At 74.4% G+C, this 13206-nt stretch carries 14 protein-coding genes; 6 read left to right on the forward strand and 8 right to left on the reverse strand.

Translation table 11 applies throughout. The features are described 5' to 3' along the window. Together ABZS66_RS56090 and trxA are read left to right on the forward strand one after the other, a co-directional pair. On the forward strand, window positions 1-231 hold a 231-nt coding region (locus tag ABZS66_RS56090), incomplete at its 5' end, for a TetR/AcrR family transcriptional regulator C-terminal domain-containing protein (RefSeq protein WP_354772258.1). A gap of 77 nt (window positions 232-308) precedes the next feature. After that, the gene (trxA, locus tag ABZS66_RS56095) at window positions 309-743 is read left to right on the forward strand and encodes a thioredoxin (RefSeq protein ID WP_354772260.1); all 435 of its coding nucleotides are present in this window, start codon (window positions 309-311) and stop codon (window positions 741-743) included. 40 nt (window positions 744-783) lie between these two features. Here trxA and ABZS66_RS56100 read toward each other — a convergent pair whose 3' ends face one another. After that, a complete protein-coding gene (locus ABZS66_RS56100) occupies window positions 784-2568 on the reverse strand; it encodes a substrate-binding and VWA domain-containing protein (protein WP_354772262.1) in 1785 nt (594 codons plus the stop codon). Between the two features lie 92 nt (window positions 2569-2660). Between ABZS66_RS56100 and ABZS66_RS56105 the strand changes: the two genes are divergently transcribed. Both ABZS66_RS56105 and ABZS66_RS56110 read left to right on the forward strand, forming a co-directional pair. Continuing rightward, window positions 2661-2987: a metalloregulator ArsR/SmtB family transcription factor gene (locus ABZS66_RS56105; protein ID WP_354772264.1), complete on the forward strand. Its 327-nt coding sequence runs from the start codon at window positions 2661-2663 to the stop codon at window positions 2985-2987. After that, on the forward strand, window positions 2984-3391 hold the full coding sequence (locus ABZS66_RS56110) for an SRPBCC domain-containing protein (protein WP_354772266.1): 408 nt from the start codon (window positions 2984-2986) through the stop codon (window positions 3389-3391). The genes ABZS66_RS56105 and ABZS66_RS56110 overlap by 4 nt, the downstream gene beginning before the upstream one ends. Before the next feature lie 117 nt (window positions 3392-3508). Here ABZS66_RS56110 and ABZS66_RS56115 read toward each other — a convergent pair whose 3' ends face one another. The 6 genes from ABZS66_RS56115 to ABZS66_RS56140 form a co-directional block, all read right to left on the reverse strand. Next, on the reverse strand, window positions 3509-4666 hold the full coding sequence (locus ABZS66_RS56115; RefSeq protein WP_354772268.1) for an FAD-dependent oxidoreductase: 1158 nt from the start codon (window positions 4664-4666) through the stop codon (window positions 3509-3511). Between the two features lie 72 nt (window positions 4667-4738). Continuing rightward, a complete protein-coding gene (locus ABZS66_RS56120; RefSeq protein ID WP_354772270.1) occupies window positions 4739-5644 on the reverse strand; it encodes an RNA polymerase sigma-70 factor in 906 nt (301 codons plus the stop codon). Beyond that, on the reverse strand, window positions 5641-6699 hold the full coding sequence (locus ABZS66_RS56125; protein ID WP_354772272.1) for a nucleotide disphospho-sugar-binding domain-containing protein: 1059 nt from the start codon (window positions 6697-6699) through the stop codon (window positions 5641-5643). Before ABZS66_RS56125 ends, ABZS66_RS56120 begins: the two co-directional genes overlap by 4 nt. Beyond that, window positions 6699-8828, reverse strand: coding sequence for a heavy metal translocating P-type ATPase (locus ABZS66_RS56130; protein WP_354772274.1), 2130 nt, complete (start codon window positions 8826-8828; stop codon window positions 6699-6701). The genes ABZS66_RS56125 and ABZS66_RS56130 overlap by 1 nt, the downstream gene beginning before the upstream one ends. Further along, on the reverse strand, window positions 8828-9751 hold the full coding sequence (locus ABZS66_RS56135) for a hypothetical protein (protein ID WP_354772276.1): 924 nt from the start codon (window positions 9749-9751) through the stop codon (window positions 8828-8830). The genes ABZS66_RS56130 and ABZS66_RS56135 overlap by 1 nt, the downstream gene beginning before the upstream one ends. 3 nt (window positions 9752-9754) lie before the next feature. Beyond that, on the reverse strand, window positions 9755-9958 hold the full coding sequence (locus ABZS66_RS56140; RefSeq protein ID WP_354772278.1) for a heavy-metal-associated domain-containing protein: 204 nt from the start codon (window positions 9956-9958) through the stop codon (window positions 9755-9757). A 157-nt stretch (window positions 9959-10115) separates the two neighbouring features. On the opposite strand from ABZS66_RS56140, the gene ABZS66_RS56145 reads away from it, so the two are divergent. Continuing rightward, window positions 10116-11210, forward strand: a complete 1095-nt coding sequence (locus ABZS66_RS56145; RefSeq protein WP_354772280.1) for a DNA polymerase III subunit beta — start codon at window positions 10116-10118, stop codon at window positions 11208-11210. A gap of 369 nt (window positions 11211-11579) precedes the next feature. Here ABZS66_RS56145 and ABZS66_RS56150 read toward each other — a convergent pair whose 3' ends face one another. Beyond that, window positions 11580-12440 carry an NADP-dependent oxidoreductase gene (locus tag ABZS66_RS56150; protein WP_354772282.1) on the reverse strand — a complete coding sequence of 287 codons (861 nt, stop codon included), beginning with the start codon at window positions 12438-12440 and terminating at the stop codon, window positions 11580-11582. Here ABZS66_RS56150 and ABZS66_RS56155 point away from each other — a divergent pair. Next, window positions 12357-13206, forward strand: an 850-nt coding sequence (locus ABZS66_RS56155; protein ID WP_354772284.1) for a cupin domain-containing protein, incomplete at its 3' end; no start/stop codon positions are given. The two genes, ABZS66_RS56150 and ABZS66_RS56155, sit on opposite strands and share 84 nt — an antisense overlap.

Genomic DNA, 13206 nt, shown 5'->3' on the forward strand with positions numbered 1-13206 from the left:
GTTCACCCCGCGAGTTCGAAGGGCCGGCAGTGCGAACACGACACCGCAGGCAGCGACCCGGAGGCCGCGCTGGCGGCGGCGATCGCCGCGCCGCTGGCCCGCCACGGCGAGCGGTTCCCGCAGCTGCTGGCGGCGCTCGCCGAGACGGCCGCCGCGGGGGCGGGCGACCAGGCCTTCGAGTTCGGCCTGGCCCTGCTGCTCGACGGGCTCGCCGCGCGCATCCGGGAATGATCCGCACCCGGATCGGGTAGCACCGGGAATGCGCGGCCCCGCCGGGGCGTCATAGGGAGCCGGAGGAGGTTGCCGACATGTCCGCCGAGATCGTCACCTGTCCGAACTGCAAGCAGCGCAACCGCGTCCCGGCCGCCGCGCCGGGCAAGCCGGTGTGCGGGTCCTGCAAGGAGCCGCTGCCGTGGGTCGCCCACGCCGACGACCGGACGTTCGGCGACGTGGCCGAACGCGCCCCCGTCCCGGTCCTGGTGGACCTGTGGGCGACCTGGTGTGGGCCGTGCCGGATGGTGAGCCCGGCCCTGGAGCAGGTCGCCGCCGACCTGGCCGGCGTCGTGAAGCTGGTCAAGGTCGACGTCGACCAGGCCCCGGCCGTGGCCCGCCGCTTCGACGTGCGCGCCGTGCCGACGCTGATCCTGATGCGTGACGGCGCGACGATCGCCCGCCAGGCCGGCGCCGCCTCGGCACCGGCCCTGCGCCGCTGGGTGGAGCAGTCCTTGAGGCCTGTTTCATGACTGAGGCCGGGCTGCGGCGGGCCCAGTCATGAAACAGGCCTTAAAAGTTGCTCAGCACTGAGACGAAGACGTCCGTGATCGTGGCCGGGTTGCGGGCGTCGTAGGCCGCGCCGCGGGACGCCTTGGCGATCCGGTCGAGCGTCCCGAGGTCGGACTTGTCGCCGAACGCGATCGCGAACAGCCGTACCGACTGCTCCAGGTCCTTCGCGTCGACGTCGCGCAGCAGCGCGTTGAGGTCGTTGTCCTTCGGATACTCGTTCTTGCCGTCGGTGAGCACGACCACGGCGTTGATCCGGTCCGGCGCCGTGTTCGCGAGCACGTGCTGCTGGGCGAGGCGCACGACGTGGTACAGCGCCGTGCCGCCCTCCGCGTGCAGGCCCTTGATGCTGCTCCGGATGGTGTCGCCGCCCTGGCCGACGCGGGTGAACGGGACGACCTCGCGGTACACGGCGCCGGGGTTGTCCTGGGTCTCGGTCGAGAAGGCCCAGACGGCGAGCTCGTCGTCGGGGTGCAGCTGCCGCAGCGCCTCGACCGCCGCGTCCTTCGCGGCCTCCAGCTTGGACTTGCCGTTGCCGGCGGTGTCGTTCATCGATCCCGAGACGTCGATGACGAGCAGGACGCGCGCCTTCTTGCGCAGCTCGTCCCAGCGGTCGAGGATCTTCGCCAGTACCGTGGGAGACGGCGGATCGATCAGCGAGAGCTGCTGGTCCTTGGGCGCGCTGATGGTCGTGGCGAGGCTGTCGCCCGCCTTGCCCTGGTAGTCGCGGAACCCGTGCTCGGCGAAGCGGCGCTGCTGCGCCGGGTCCTGCAGGAACGCCTGGAAGTCGGCCGCCGCGGCCTTCTGGTCGTCGGTGACGTCGGCGAGCACGACCAGCGGGTGGTCGAACATCAGCGTGCCGTCCTTGGGGTACAGCGCGACGAGCGGCACCTGCGGCTTGCGCCCCTTGCCGATCTGCGCCGGGTCGCCGTTGGGGGCACCGGAGTTGTACAGGTACACCAGCTCTTCCTGCATGGCGATGGCGCTGACGTACTGCAGCGCCTTGCCCTGCGCGTCGGCCTCGGCGAGGTTGGCGAGGTACTTCACGGCGTCGTCGGAGTAGTGCAGCACCCCGGCCTCGACCCCACGCACGTAGTCGGTGACCTTCGGGCTGACCACCTCGTCGGCGGTGAGGTCGCTGGAGCGCCCGGTCGCGGCGTAGAACGTGGCGACGGTGGCGCCGAGCCCCGACGTCGAGCGGTGCGGGTTGTCCTTGCCGAGGCGGAACTTCCCCCACTCCGGGTGCCCGTACCGCCCCCAGCCCTGCGGGTCGGCGCTCAGCGCGAGGACGTCGGCCCAGCCGACCTGCTTGCCGGGCCACCCGAGCGCCTCCGCCATCGGCTTCGGCATGGCGAGCACGAGCGGGCTGGTGGCGATCGACGCCGGCTCCGCGTCGGTGAGGATGCGCTTGTCGGACGCGCCGGTCCGCTCCCGCAGCACGTCGAGCCACAGCGACGAGGAGGGCGCCCACACCTGCGGCGCGGCCCCGTCGGTCCACCCGTCGGCGAGGGCCTGCATCGCCGCGCCGGACGTCTTCTTGCGCACGTTGACGGCGGCACACTTCCCGTCGAAGGTGCGACCGGCGATGTTGTACTGCTTGCCGAGCTCGGCGAGCAGGTCACCCTTCTCGGTCGACGCCGACACCTCCAGCCGCACACAGTCCGACCGCCCCGCATTGCCCTCCGGCGCGTCCGACTTGTCCCCCGGCCGCAGCACGAAGTACACCCCGACGACCGCTACCAGCCCCACCACAACCGCCACGACCAGTGGCAACCGACGACTCGCCATGCCACGCACCCTATCGACCGCACGCAATACGCCACATAGCGATACGTCGGAGATTGTTGACACGTCGGAACTTTCCGACGCATGATGGGCGCGTGACGGAACAGGACGTGTTCGCGGCCCTGGCGAACCCGGTGCGCCGCCGGCTGCTGGAGGCGCTGCGGGACGGGCCGCTCGCGGTCAACGACCTGGCGGGCCGGTTCGCCCTCGGCCGGCCGGCGATCTCGGAACACCTCGCGGTGCTGCGGCACGCGCGGCTGGTCCGCGAGGAGCCGCGCGGCCGCCACCGGTTCTACCACCTGGAGCCCGCCCCGCTGGCCGGCGTCCAGTCCTGGCTGCATCCGTTCGAGCGGTACTGGCGGGACCGCCTCACCGCCCTGCGTGACGTCATCGACGCCGAGACATCCGAGGAGCATCCGTGACCATCGACACAACCGTGATCCAGTGCGACCAGTTCATCGCCCACCCGCCGGCGGTGGTGTGGCGGGCGCTGACCGACCCCTCGACGCACGCGAAGTGGTGGGCCGCCGGCGACGTGCGCCCGGTGGTCGGGCACCGCTTCACCCTCGACATGGGCGCGTGGGGCCACCAGCCGTGCGAGGTGCTGGCGGTCGAGCCGGAGCGGCTGCTGCGGTACTCCTTCGCCGAGGGCAGCCTGGACACCACTCTGACCTGGCGGCTCGAACCGGAGGGCACGGGCACTCGGCTGTTCCTGGAGCACGCGGGCTTCGACCCGAACTCCCCGCTGGGCCGCCAGGCCCTGGAGGGCATGGGCAACGGCTGGCCGGGCATCCTGGCCGCCATGGAGCGCGCCCTGTCCCGCTAGCCCCCTTCCCCGCGCCGATCTTGGAGTTGCGGCGCCCGTTTCCGCCGGAGATATCGGCTATATCCGAACCACAACTCCAAGATCGGCGCAACCAAACGGCGCAAGGGAGGGGCGCGGTCAGGGCGTGCGGGTCGGCGCCGGTGACGGGGCCACGTGGTGACGGCGGGTCGGCATCAGGGCCGTCGGGTGGGCCACGCTCCAGCCGGCGCCCGCGACCACGAACTCCTTGATGCGCGCCGCCGCCCGGCCCGTCACCACCGTCGACCTGGGGCGGTCGTCGGGCGTCACGAGCTGGATGATGCCGTCGCGGCGGCCCAGGCTGATGCACTGGGCGAAGTACCCGACCGGCGTCACCGGCACCTTCCGGCCGGTCAGGCGGGCCGCGATGGCGTCGGCCGCCTGCCACGCCGCCGGGATGCCCGACGCGCACGACATCCGCAGCGGCCGGCCGCCCACGCCCGGGGCCAGGGCGGCGTCCCCGACGGCGTACACGTCGGGGTGGGAGACCGAGCGCATCGTCTCGTCGACGACGATCCGCCCGTCGGCCGCGACCTCCAGGGCGGTCGCCGCGGCGATCGGGTGCGTGGCGAAGCCCGCCGTCCACACGGTCAGGTCGGCCGCGAGCCGCCCGCCGGTACCGGTGAGGACACCCGACGGGTCCACCCGGTCGACGGCGGTGTGCTCGTGGACGGTGACGCCGAGCCGGTCGAGGACGCGGCGCAGGTGGTGGCGGGCCTTGTCGCTGAGCCAGTCGCCGACGCCCTCCCGGGCCGCGATCGCGACGGCCAGGTCGGTGCGGGTCTCGGCGATCTCGGTGGCCGCCTCGATCGCGGTGAGGCCGCCCCCGACGACCAGCACGGCCGCCCCGGCGGGCAGCTCGCCCAGGCGGGCGCGGAGGCGGAGCGCGGCCGGCCGGCCGGCAAGGTGGTGGGCGTGCTCGGGGACCTCGGCGGCGGTGCTGCCCAGGGCGTACACGAGGGTGTCGTACCCCAGCTCCGCCCCGTCGGCCAGCTCGACCGTCCTGCGGGTGACGTCGACGGCGACGACCCGCGCCGTGCGGACCGTGACGTGCGTGCCCGCGACGACCCGCGCGAGCGGGCGGTGCCGCAGGTCCGGCCCGGTCGCGAGCTGGTGCATGCAGACCCGCTCGACGAAGTCCGGTTCGGCGTTGACCAGGGTGATCTCGGTGCCGGCGGGGTGCAGCCGGCGGGCCAGCCGGCCGGCGGCGTTGGCGCCGGCGTATCCGGCGCCGAGGACGACGATGCGGTGCTTCATGGTGTCGCTCCTGTCCGGTGTCGTGGTTCGCCTCCTGAACCGGACAGGGCCGCGTTTCCTGACAGAGCCCGGCTATGACCTGGCCCACAGCCGCGTGAGGCGCTCGAGCTTGGCCGGGTTCGCCTGCAGGTGCACGGCCGCGACGCCGTCGGCCGTCACCTCGAGCGACATGACCCCGGCGACCCGGCCGTCGACCACCGCCAGCAGCGCGGGGCCGCCGTTGACGACCGCGGCGTGCACGCCGACGTCGCCCAGCCGGGCGGTGGTGGAGGGCCGCAGGAGGCCGCGCAGGAAGCGGGCGATCGCCACGGCGCCGACCATCGGGGTCCGGCGGGCCGGGACCGCGCCGCCGCCGTCGGACACGCTCACCGCGCCGGCGGCGAGCAGCCGGACCAGCGGCTCGGTGTCGCCGCTGAGCGCCGCGGCCAGGAACTCCTCGGCGATCCGGCGCGCGGCGGCCGCGTCGACCTCGACCCGCGCGCGGCCGGCGGCGACGTGCTGCCGGGCCCGGCGGTACAGCTGCTGGCAGTTCGACTCGGACAGGTCGAGCATGCGGGCGATGTCGAGGTGGGTGTACCCGAAGGCTTCGCGCAGGACGTACACCACGCGCTCGTTCGGCGACAGCCGCTCCATGAGGGTCAGCACGGCGATCGAGACCGACTCGCGCTGCTCGGCGGTCTCGGCCGGGCCGAGCATCCGGTCGCCGGCCAGGACCGGCTCGGGCAGCCACTGCCCGACGTAGGTCTCCCGCCGGGCCCGCGCCGAGGTGAGCTGGTTGAGGCAGACGTTGGTGAGCGCCTTCGTGAGCCACGCCTGGGGCGTCTCGATGTGCTCGTGGTCGGCCGCCTGCCAGCGCAGGAACGTGTCCTGCACCGCGTCCTCGGCGTCGCCGGCCGAGCCGAGCAGCCGATACGCGATCGCCTCCAGGCGGCCGCGGGACCGCTCGAAGAGCTCGACCTCGTGCGTCCCGAGCGTCACGCCAGGCCCTCGAGGCGGGGGACGACACCGGCCGGGGACGGCATGGCGGCGATCTCGGCCGCGACCTCGCGCGCCGCCGTGCGCAGGTGGTCGCCGGCGAGCAGCTCCCGCAGCACCGCCGGCTCCACGGCGTCGGCGGCGAGCCCGGCCCCGCGGCCCGCGACCAGGCTCGCGTTGTGGCGGCGGTCGCCGGCGCCGTTGAGGACCAGTTGCGGCACGCCCGCCGCGAGCGCGGCGAGGACGGTGCCGGCGCCGCCGTGGTGGACGATCGCCGCGGCGTGCTCCAGCAGGGCCGGGATCGGGGCCCAGCCGGTGGTCCGGACGTTGGGGGGCAGCCGGTACTCGCGGGGCGGCCGGACCAGCAGGAAGTCCGCGTCGACCGCCGGGGCCGCGGCCACCACCTGGTCCATGAGCGTGTCGCGCACCGGGCCGCCGGCGATCGTGCTGCGGCTCACCACGACCCACGGGCGCTCGGGCGCGGCCAGGGAGGGGTCCAGCGCGACCTCGCCACCGTACGGCACCGGCCGCATCGGCCAGCCCGTCCGCTCCGGCAGCACCGACGGGGGCGCCGAGCTGACGACGGCGTCCGGCTGCGGTACACCCGGGAAGAGGGCATGCAGGGTGCGCGCGTCGAACAGGGTGTTCTCGTGCAGCACCGCCCGGGCGCCCGTCCGTCGCGCGGCCAGGGTGCCGGCCGGCGCGAGCGGCTCGTGGACGACGAGGTCGGGCCGCCAGCGCTCGGCGAGGGCCGTGACCGGGCCGGCGATGCGGTCGTGGACCGCACCGAAGAGCAGGCGGACGCCGCGCGTGCCGGCCCGCCCGGCGAGCTCGGCCCGGGCGATCAGCGGGTGGCGCAGCATGACCGGCAGCGCGACCCTGCCCATCGCGAAGCCGGGCGCGACGTCCTCGACCGGCAGGCCGGAGCCGGCGACCTTGACCGCGTCACCGCCGGTGGCGACGAGCACCTCGTGGCCCGCGTCCCGCAGCGCCCGCCCGAGCGGGACCAACGGGAACACGTGACCGAGCAGCGGCGCCGCCACCAGCAGGACACGCATCAGCGGAACGCCCGCAGCCGCAGCGAGTTGGCCACCACGAACACCGACGACAGCGCCATCGCACCTCCCGCGAGCATCGGGTTGAGCAGGCCGGCCGCCGCGACGGGGAGCCCGACGACGTTGTAGGCGAACGCCCAGAAGAGATTCCCCTTGATGGTACCGAGCGTGCGCCGCGACAGCCGGATCGCGTCCACGGCGGCGAGCAGGTCGCCCCGGACGAGCGTCAGGTCGGCCGCCTCGATCGCGGCGTCGGTGCCTGTGCCCATGGCCAGGCCGAGGTCGGCCTGCGCGAGGGCGGCGGCGTCGTTGACCCCGTCGCCGACCATGGCGACCGTCCGGCCCTCGGCCTGCAGCCGCTTGACCACGTCGACCTTGTCGGCCGGCAGGACACCCGCGATCACCTCGTCGATGCCCACCTCCGCGGCGACCGCCGTCGCCGTCGCCTCGTTGTCGCCGGTGAGCAGCACCGGCCGCAGCCCCAGCGCGCGCAGCTGCTCGACGGCCTCGCGGCTGGTCGGCCGCACCGCGTCGGTGACCGTGAGCGAGCCGCGGTGCACGCCGTCCCAGGCGACGTGGACGCCGTCGGTGTCGGGGGCGTCGATGCCCTGCTCGCGCAGCAGCCGGGCCCGCCCCGCGAGGACCGCGCGGCCCTCGACGGTGCCGCGGACGCCCAGCCCCTCCAGGTTGGCGAAGTCCCGCACCTCCGGCAGCGGCCCGCGCTCGGCGGCCGCCGCAGCGATCGCGCGGCCGATCGGGTGCTCCGAGGCGTGCTCGACCGCGCCCGCGATCCGCAGGAGCTCGCCGGCGTCCTGGCCGTCGTCCGGCCGGACCTCGCCGAGGGTCATCCGGCCCTCGGTGACCGTGCCGGTCTTGTCGAGCACGATCGTGTCGACGCGGCGGGTCGACTCGAGCACCTCGGGCCCGCGGATGAGCACGCCCAGCTGGGCGCCCCGGCCGGTGCCGACGAGCAGCGCCGTCGGGGTGGCCAGGCCGAGCGCGCACGGGCAGGCGATGATCAGCACGGCCACGGCCGCGGTGAACGCCGCCGCCGGGCCGCTGCCGGTGCCGAGCCAGTAGCCGAGGGTGCCGACGGACAGGGCGATGACGATCGGCACGAACACGCCCGAGATCCGGTCGGCGAGCCGCTGCACGGCCGCCTTGCCGGTCTGTGCCCGCTCGACCAGCTCCGCCATCCGGGCGAGCTGGGTGTCGCGGCCGACCCGGGTCGCCCGCACCAGCAGTCGCCCGCCCGCGTTGACGGTCGCGCCGGTGACGGCGCTGCCCGGGCTGACCTCCACTGGAACCGACTCCCCCGTGAGCATGCTCTGGTCGACGGCGGAGCTGCCGTCCTCGACCACTCCGTCGGTGGCGACCTTCTCACCGGGGCGTACCACGAACCGGTCACCGACCCGCAGCTGCCCGATCGGGACCCGGGTCTCGACGCCCTGCCGGATGACGGCGACGTCCTTGGCGCCGAGCTCCATGAGGGCCCGCAGGGCCGTGCCGGCCTGCCGCTTGGCGCGCTGCTCGAAGTGGCGGCCGGCCAGCAGGAACAGCGTCACGCCCGCGGCCGCCTCCAGGTAGATGTCGCCGGTGCCGTCGCCGCGTTCGATGGTGAACTCGAACGGGTGGGTCATGCCGGGCATGCCGGCGGTACCGAGGAACAGCGCATAGACGGACCAGGCGAACGCCGCGAGGGTGCCCAGTGACACCAGGGTGTCCATGGTGGCCGTGCCGTGTCGTGCGTTCTTCCAGGCGGCGAGGTGGAAGGGCCAGCCGCCGTAGGCGACGACCGGGGCGGCGAGGGTCAGGCTTGCCCACTGCCAGTAGTCGAACTGCCACGCCGGTACCATCGCCAGGACGATGACCGGGACCGTGAGCGCCGCGGTGATCCACAGCCTCGGGTCGCGCTGCTCGGTCTTCTCGGCCTTCTTGATCGTGTAGCCGGTGCGCTCGACCGTGGCCACCAGGTCCTGCTCGGTGACCTTGCCGTCGAAGGTGACGCTGGCCTTCTCGGTGGCATAGTTGACCGTCGCGGTGACGCCATCCATGCGGTTGAGTTTCTTCTCGATCCGCGTGGCGCAGCTCGCGCAGGTCATGCCGCCGATGTTCAGCTCGATCCGGTTCATCAGTGGTCCGTTCCCGCGGTGAACTCGGCGGTGTGCACCGTGCCGCCGTGCTTGAAGTCGAGGTACAACCGGTACCGGCCCGCGCTCGGCACCTCGGCCGCGAACGTCGTGCCCCGGACCGGGTGCACGTGGAGGTAGGCGAGGTCGCCGTCGCGCAGCGCGACGAGGTGGCCCTGCGCGCCGAGGTAGGGCTCCGGGTCGATCCGCTGCCCGTTCCTGCTGATCGTGAAGCCGAGCTCCGTGGCGCTACCGGGGTGCAGCTCCCCCTGCAGCTCCACCGTGTAGCCGTCGACGGTCACGGTGTGTGTCGCCGCCGGCAGGTTCTGCGGCTGGTAGTCGCCGGGTGCGGCGACGTCCGCGCCGAGGGTCAGGCCCTTGTCGCGGGCTGCCGGGCGGAAGTCGGCGAAGATGCGGTACTGGCCGGGCTGTGCCGCCTGGAGCGGGACGGACCAGGTGCCGTCCGCGGCCCGGACCGGGTGGACGTGCTGGTAGCCGGCGAGATCCCTCCTGACGGCGATGAGGTGCAGCTCCTTCTCGTGCTCCACCGTGTACCGCGTGAGCGGCGCGCCGTCGGGGCCGTCGATGCGGAAGCGGAACTCCTGGGTGGTGCCGGCGGTCAGGGTGGTGGTCAGCGGGACGAGGGTGTAGCCGTCCTGGCTGATCTGCAGTCCGCCGGGGGTTGTCTGGCCGCCTTCTTCGTGGCTCTGGCCGCTTTCTCCGTGGGCCTGGCCGCTTTCGTCGTGGCTCTGGCCCGGTGGGTCCTGGTCGTCGGCCTGGTGGCCCGGTGGATTATTGGTCTGGCCGTGGGCCGGCTGGGTCGCCGGCGCCGCCACGGGGCCGGCCAGGTGGCCGGCGCCCAGCGAGGCGGCGAAGACGGCCGCGAGCCCGGCGGCGAACGCGCCGAGCTTCAGCGGCGTACGCATGACTCAGCCCACCACCGCGTAGCCGGCCTCGTCGACGGCGTCCCGCACGGCCGCAGCGTCGAGCGCCTGCTCACTGGTCACGGTGACGGCCCCCGAGCCGAGGTCGATCCGCACGTCCCGCACCCCGTCGAGCTTCAGCAGCTCGCCGCTCACCGCGCCCACGCAGTGCTCGCAGGTCATTCCGGTCACCGTGTACGTCGTCTCCATCAACCCGTTCCTTCCGTGCCGTGCCATTACCCTACCCCCTGGGGGTACCAACGGCTTCAAGGATTACCCCCAGGGGGTATCCGCGTCAAGGTTCCTGTGGTCTTCGTCGTACCTGGGTCACGGATTTTTGTCGTACCCGGCGTCTACGGTGCGGGGCATGGATGTCGATGTGGATGCGGGTGCGCTGGCCGACGCGGCCACCCTCGCCAACCGCCTGCTCACCGCCCGTTCCCCGCAGCCCGTCCACGGCGCCGTCCGCCTGCACGCCACCGCCACGGCGCTCGAACTGTCCGCGACCGACGGCACACTCACCGTGCGCCTGACCGTCCCCGCGCTGGCCCGTGCGGTGGGCGAGGCCGTCGTGCCGCGGCGCGCCCTGGCCGAGACGGTGGCCGGGCTGTCCGCCCCCGCCGCCCGCCTGGTGATCGAGGGCCGTCGCCTGGCCGTCCGCGTGCCGGCCGCCCGCTTCGCGCTCCCCGTCCTCGCGGACCCCTGGCCCCCGCTGCCCGCCCTGCCCCCGCCGGCCGGCACGCTCCCGGCCGCCGACCTGCGCTCGACCGTGGCCGCGGTCGCCGGCGCCGCCTCCCGCGACGACGCCCTCCCCCTCTTCACGGGCGTCCGCCTGCGCACGACGGCGTCGACCCTGTCCCTGCTCGCCACGGACCGCTACCGCCTGGCCGCCGCCACGCTCCCCTGGCCCTCGGCCACCCCTCTCGAGACGCTGGTCCCGGCCAACCTCCTGACCCGGGCCGCGTCGGCCCCGTCCCGCGCCGACGAGGTGACCCTGCACGCGTCGCCGGACCTGTTCGCCGTCTCGTGGCCGACGGGCAGCCTCCTGACCCCGACGCTGGGCACGTCGTATCCGGACGCCCAGTTCGACCGCCTCCTGACGGTGACCCCCGAGTGCGCGGTGGAGCTGGAGGCGGAGGCGCTGGCCGCGGCGGTGGACCGCGCGTCCCGCTACGCCGGCCCGCACGGCCGCATGACCCTCCAGGTCATCGAGGGCGCGGTCCTGGTCCAGGCGCAGGACCCCCTCCACGGCGAGTCGGAGGAGACCCTGAAGGCGACGGTCCACTACGGCCAGGCCACCCGCCACTACCAGTCCCGCCTCCTGTCGGACGCCGCACGAGCGTTCCGGGACGCGCCGGTCGCGCTACGCATCCAGGAGCTGAACCGCGCCACGGAACTGACGTCCCCGACGACGCCGCTCCGCTACCTGATCGTCCCCATGCGCCCGACCGACCCCACCTGACCGCCGCTACCGGCCTGACCGCCGCTACCGGGCCGCTACCGGGCCGCTACCGGGCCGCTACCGGCAAGACCCACCACGGCACGACCCACCACACTCCAGGCCCACCGCCGACAACGCCCGCACGCCCGCCCTGCACACCCGCGCACCAACCCTGGCCCACGTCCCGTGCCCGCTGGGTGCTGCGGGCCGGTGCGCGCCGCGACGCGACGCCGCACCCAACCACCGACCTTGACCACCGACCTTGACCACCAACCTTGACCACACCGCGGCGTCCAACTCGGCGTCCACCTCGGGGGTCCGGCGCCGCCTCGCGGCCTTGTCGAGACGCGCGGCGGCCTACGCAGCGGCTGGCGGCGGCGGTGCCCGCGCCTATCCGAGTTCGGGGACTATCAGCACCTTCCCGCGCACCTCGCCTGCCTCGGCCGCGCGGTGGACCGCAGCGACGTCGGCGAAGTCCACCACGTCCGAGATGTCCAGGCGCACCACGCCCGCGTCGACCAGGGCCACCAGCGAGGCCAGCTGGCCGGGGTCGTTGCGCATCACGAAGTGGGCCGGGCCCGGCGTTGTTGCCGACACCAGTCTGCCGTCCGGGCGCAGCACGCCCGTCGGCACCGGGGCCGGGGCCAGGTGCAGCAGGACATCGACCGGACTCGACAACAGGGCATCGAGAGGAGCCGACGTGTAGTCCAGCACCTCCGCGGCGCCCAGCGAGCGGACCTTCGCGGCGCTGCGGCCCGACGCCGTCGCCACCACCTGTGCGCCCGCGTGGCGGGCCAACTGGATCGCGAAGCCGCCGATGCCGCCGCCCGCGCCGTTCACCAGGACCCGCTCGCCCGGGCGTACCCGGGCGTGGTCGAAGACCGCCTGCCACGCCGTCAGGCCCGCCACCGGCAGGGCGGCCGCCTGCTCCAGCGGCACCGTCGTGGGGGCCGCGACCAGGACGGAACGGTCCGCGGCCGCGTACTGTGCCGCCGCGCCGCCTTCGACGTGGCCGACCAGCCGCTCGCCGGTTCCCTCGACCGTGCCGGCCAGGTCCCAGCCCAGGGTGTGCGGCAGCGGCAGGTCGAACATGCCCCGCAGCAGGCCCGTCCGCAGGCCGACCTCGGACGGGTTGAACGACGTCGCGGCGGTCCGGATCAGGACCTCATGCCGCCGCGGTACCGGCACCGGGATCTCGTCGACGTGGATGACGGACGGGTCGCCGTAGGCGTGGATTCGCACAGCTCTCACAGCCACGAACCTAGGCGGGCCGAGCGAGACGATCCATGCGGCAGAGTACCGTGTTCATACGTGGACGTGCTCAGCGACGTCATCACGGTCCTGCGCACCGGGCGGCCCGTGTCGGTCCGGCTGGCCTGGCGCGGGCGGTGGGGGCAGCGGTTCGCGTCGGTGCCCGGCGCGGCGGGCGTGCAGGTCATCCTCCGCGGGCAGTGCTGGCTGCTGCCGGACGACGCCGGCCCCGTGCCACCCGCGTCCGGCGGGGTCCCGGTCACGCCCGGGCCCGTGCTGCTCACGCCGGGGCGCGTGCCACCCGCGCCCGGGCCCGTGCTGCTCGCGCCCGGGGACGTGCTCTTCGCGCCCCACGGTCGCGGGTACGCCCTCGCGGCCGATCCGGGAGCGCCGGTCCAGCCGTGCGACCCGGGGCTGCCGCTGCCGTCCACCGTGGACAGTCCGGACGGGGTCGTCCTCTGTGGAGCGTACGAGCTCGATCCCCGGCAGACCCATCCGCTGCTGCGCAGCCTGCCCGAGCTCATCCACCTGCCGGCCGAGCTGACCCGCAGCCCGGAGCTGCGGGCCACCGGTCGGGCTGCTCGCCGGCGAGCTGGAGCGGCCGCCGCGGCCCGGCGGGGAGGCGCTGGTGCCGGCGCTGCTCGACCTGCTCCTGCTGTACATCATGCGCACCCGGATCGACGAGGACACCGGGCCGGGGTGGGCGGCGGCGCTGCGCGACCCGGCCGTCGGCGCGGCCCTGCAGGCGATGCACGCCGACCCGGCC

It is taken from the genome of Dactylosporangium sp. NPDC005572, assembly GCF_040605515.1.
In the GTDB taxonomy this organism is placed as follows: Bacteria; Actinomycetota; Actinomycetes; order Mycobacteriales; family Micromonosporaceae; genus Dactylosporangium.

Coding starts and splice junctions, on each gene's coding strand:
- ABZS66_RS56115 (WP_354772268.1), bottom strand. CDS start 4,666: ATGAAGCACCGCATCGTCGTCCTCGGCGCCGGATACGCCGGCGCCAAC.
- ABZS66_RS56125 (WP_354772272.1), bottom strand. CDS start 6,699: ATGCGTGTCCTGCTGGTGGCGGCGCCGCTGCTCGGTCACGTGTTCCCG.
- ABZS66_RS56100 (WP_354772262.1), bottom strand. CDS start 2,568: ATGGCGAGTCGTCGGTTGCCACTGGTCGTGGCGGTTGTGGTGGGGCTG.
- trxA (WP_354772260.1), top strand. CDS start 309: ATGTCCGCCGAGATCGTCACCTGTCCGAACTGCAAGCAGCGCAACCGC.
- ABZS66_RS56145 (WP_354772280.1), top strand. CDS start 10,116: ATGGATGTCGATGTGGATGCGGGTGCGCTGGCCGACGCGGCCACCCTC.
- ABZS66_RS56140 (WP_354772278.1), bottom strand. CDS start 9,958: ATGGAGACGACGTACACGGTGACCGGAATGACCTGCGAGCACTGCGTG.
- ABZS66_RS56130 (WP_354772274.1), bottom strand. CDS start 8,828: ATGAACCGGATCGAGCTGAACATCGGCGGCATGACCTGCGCGAGCTGC.
- ABZS66_RS56135 (WP_354772276.1), bottom strand. CDS start 9,751: ATGCGTACGCCGCTGAAGCTCGGCGCGTTCGCCGCCGGGCTCGCGGCC.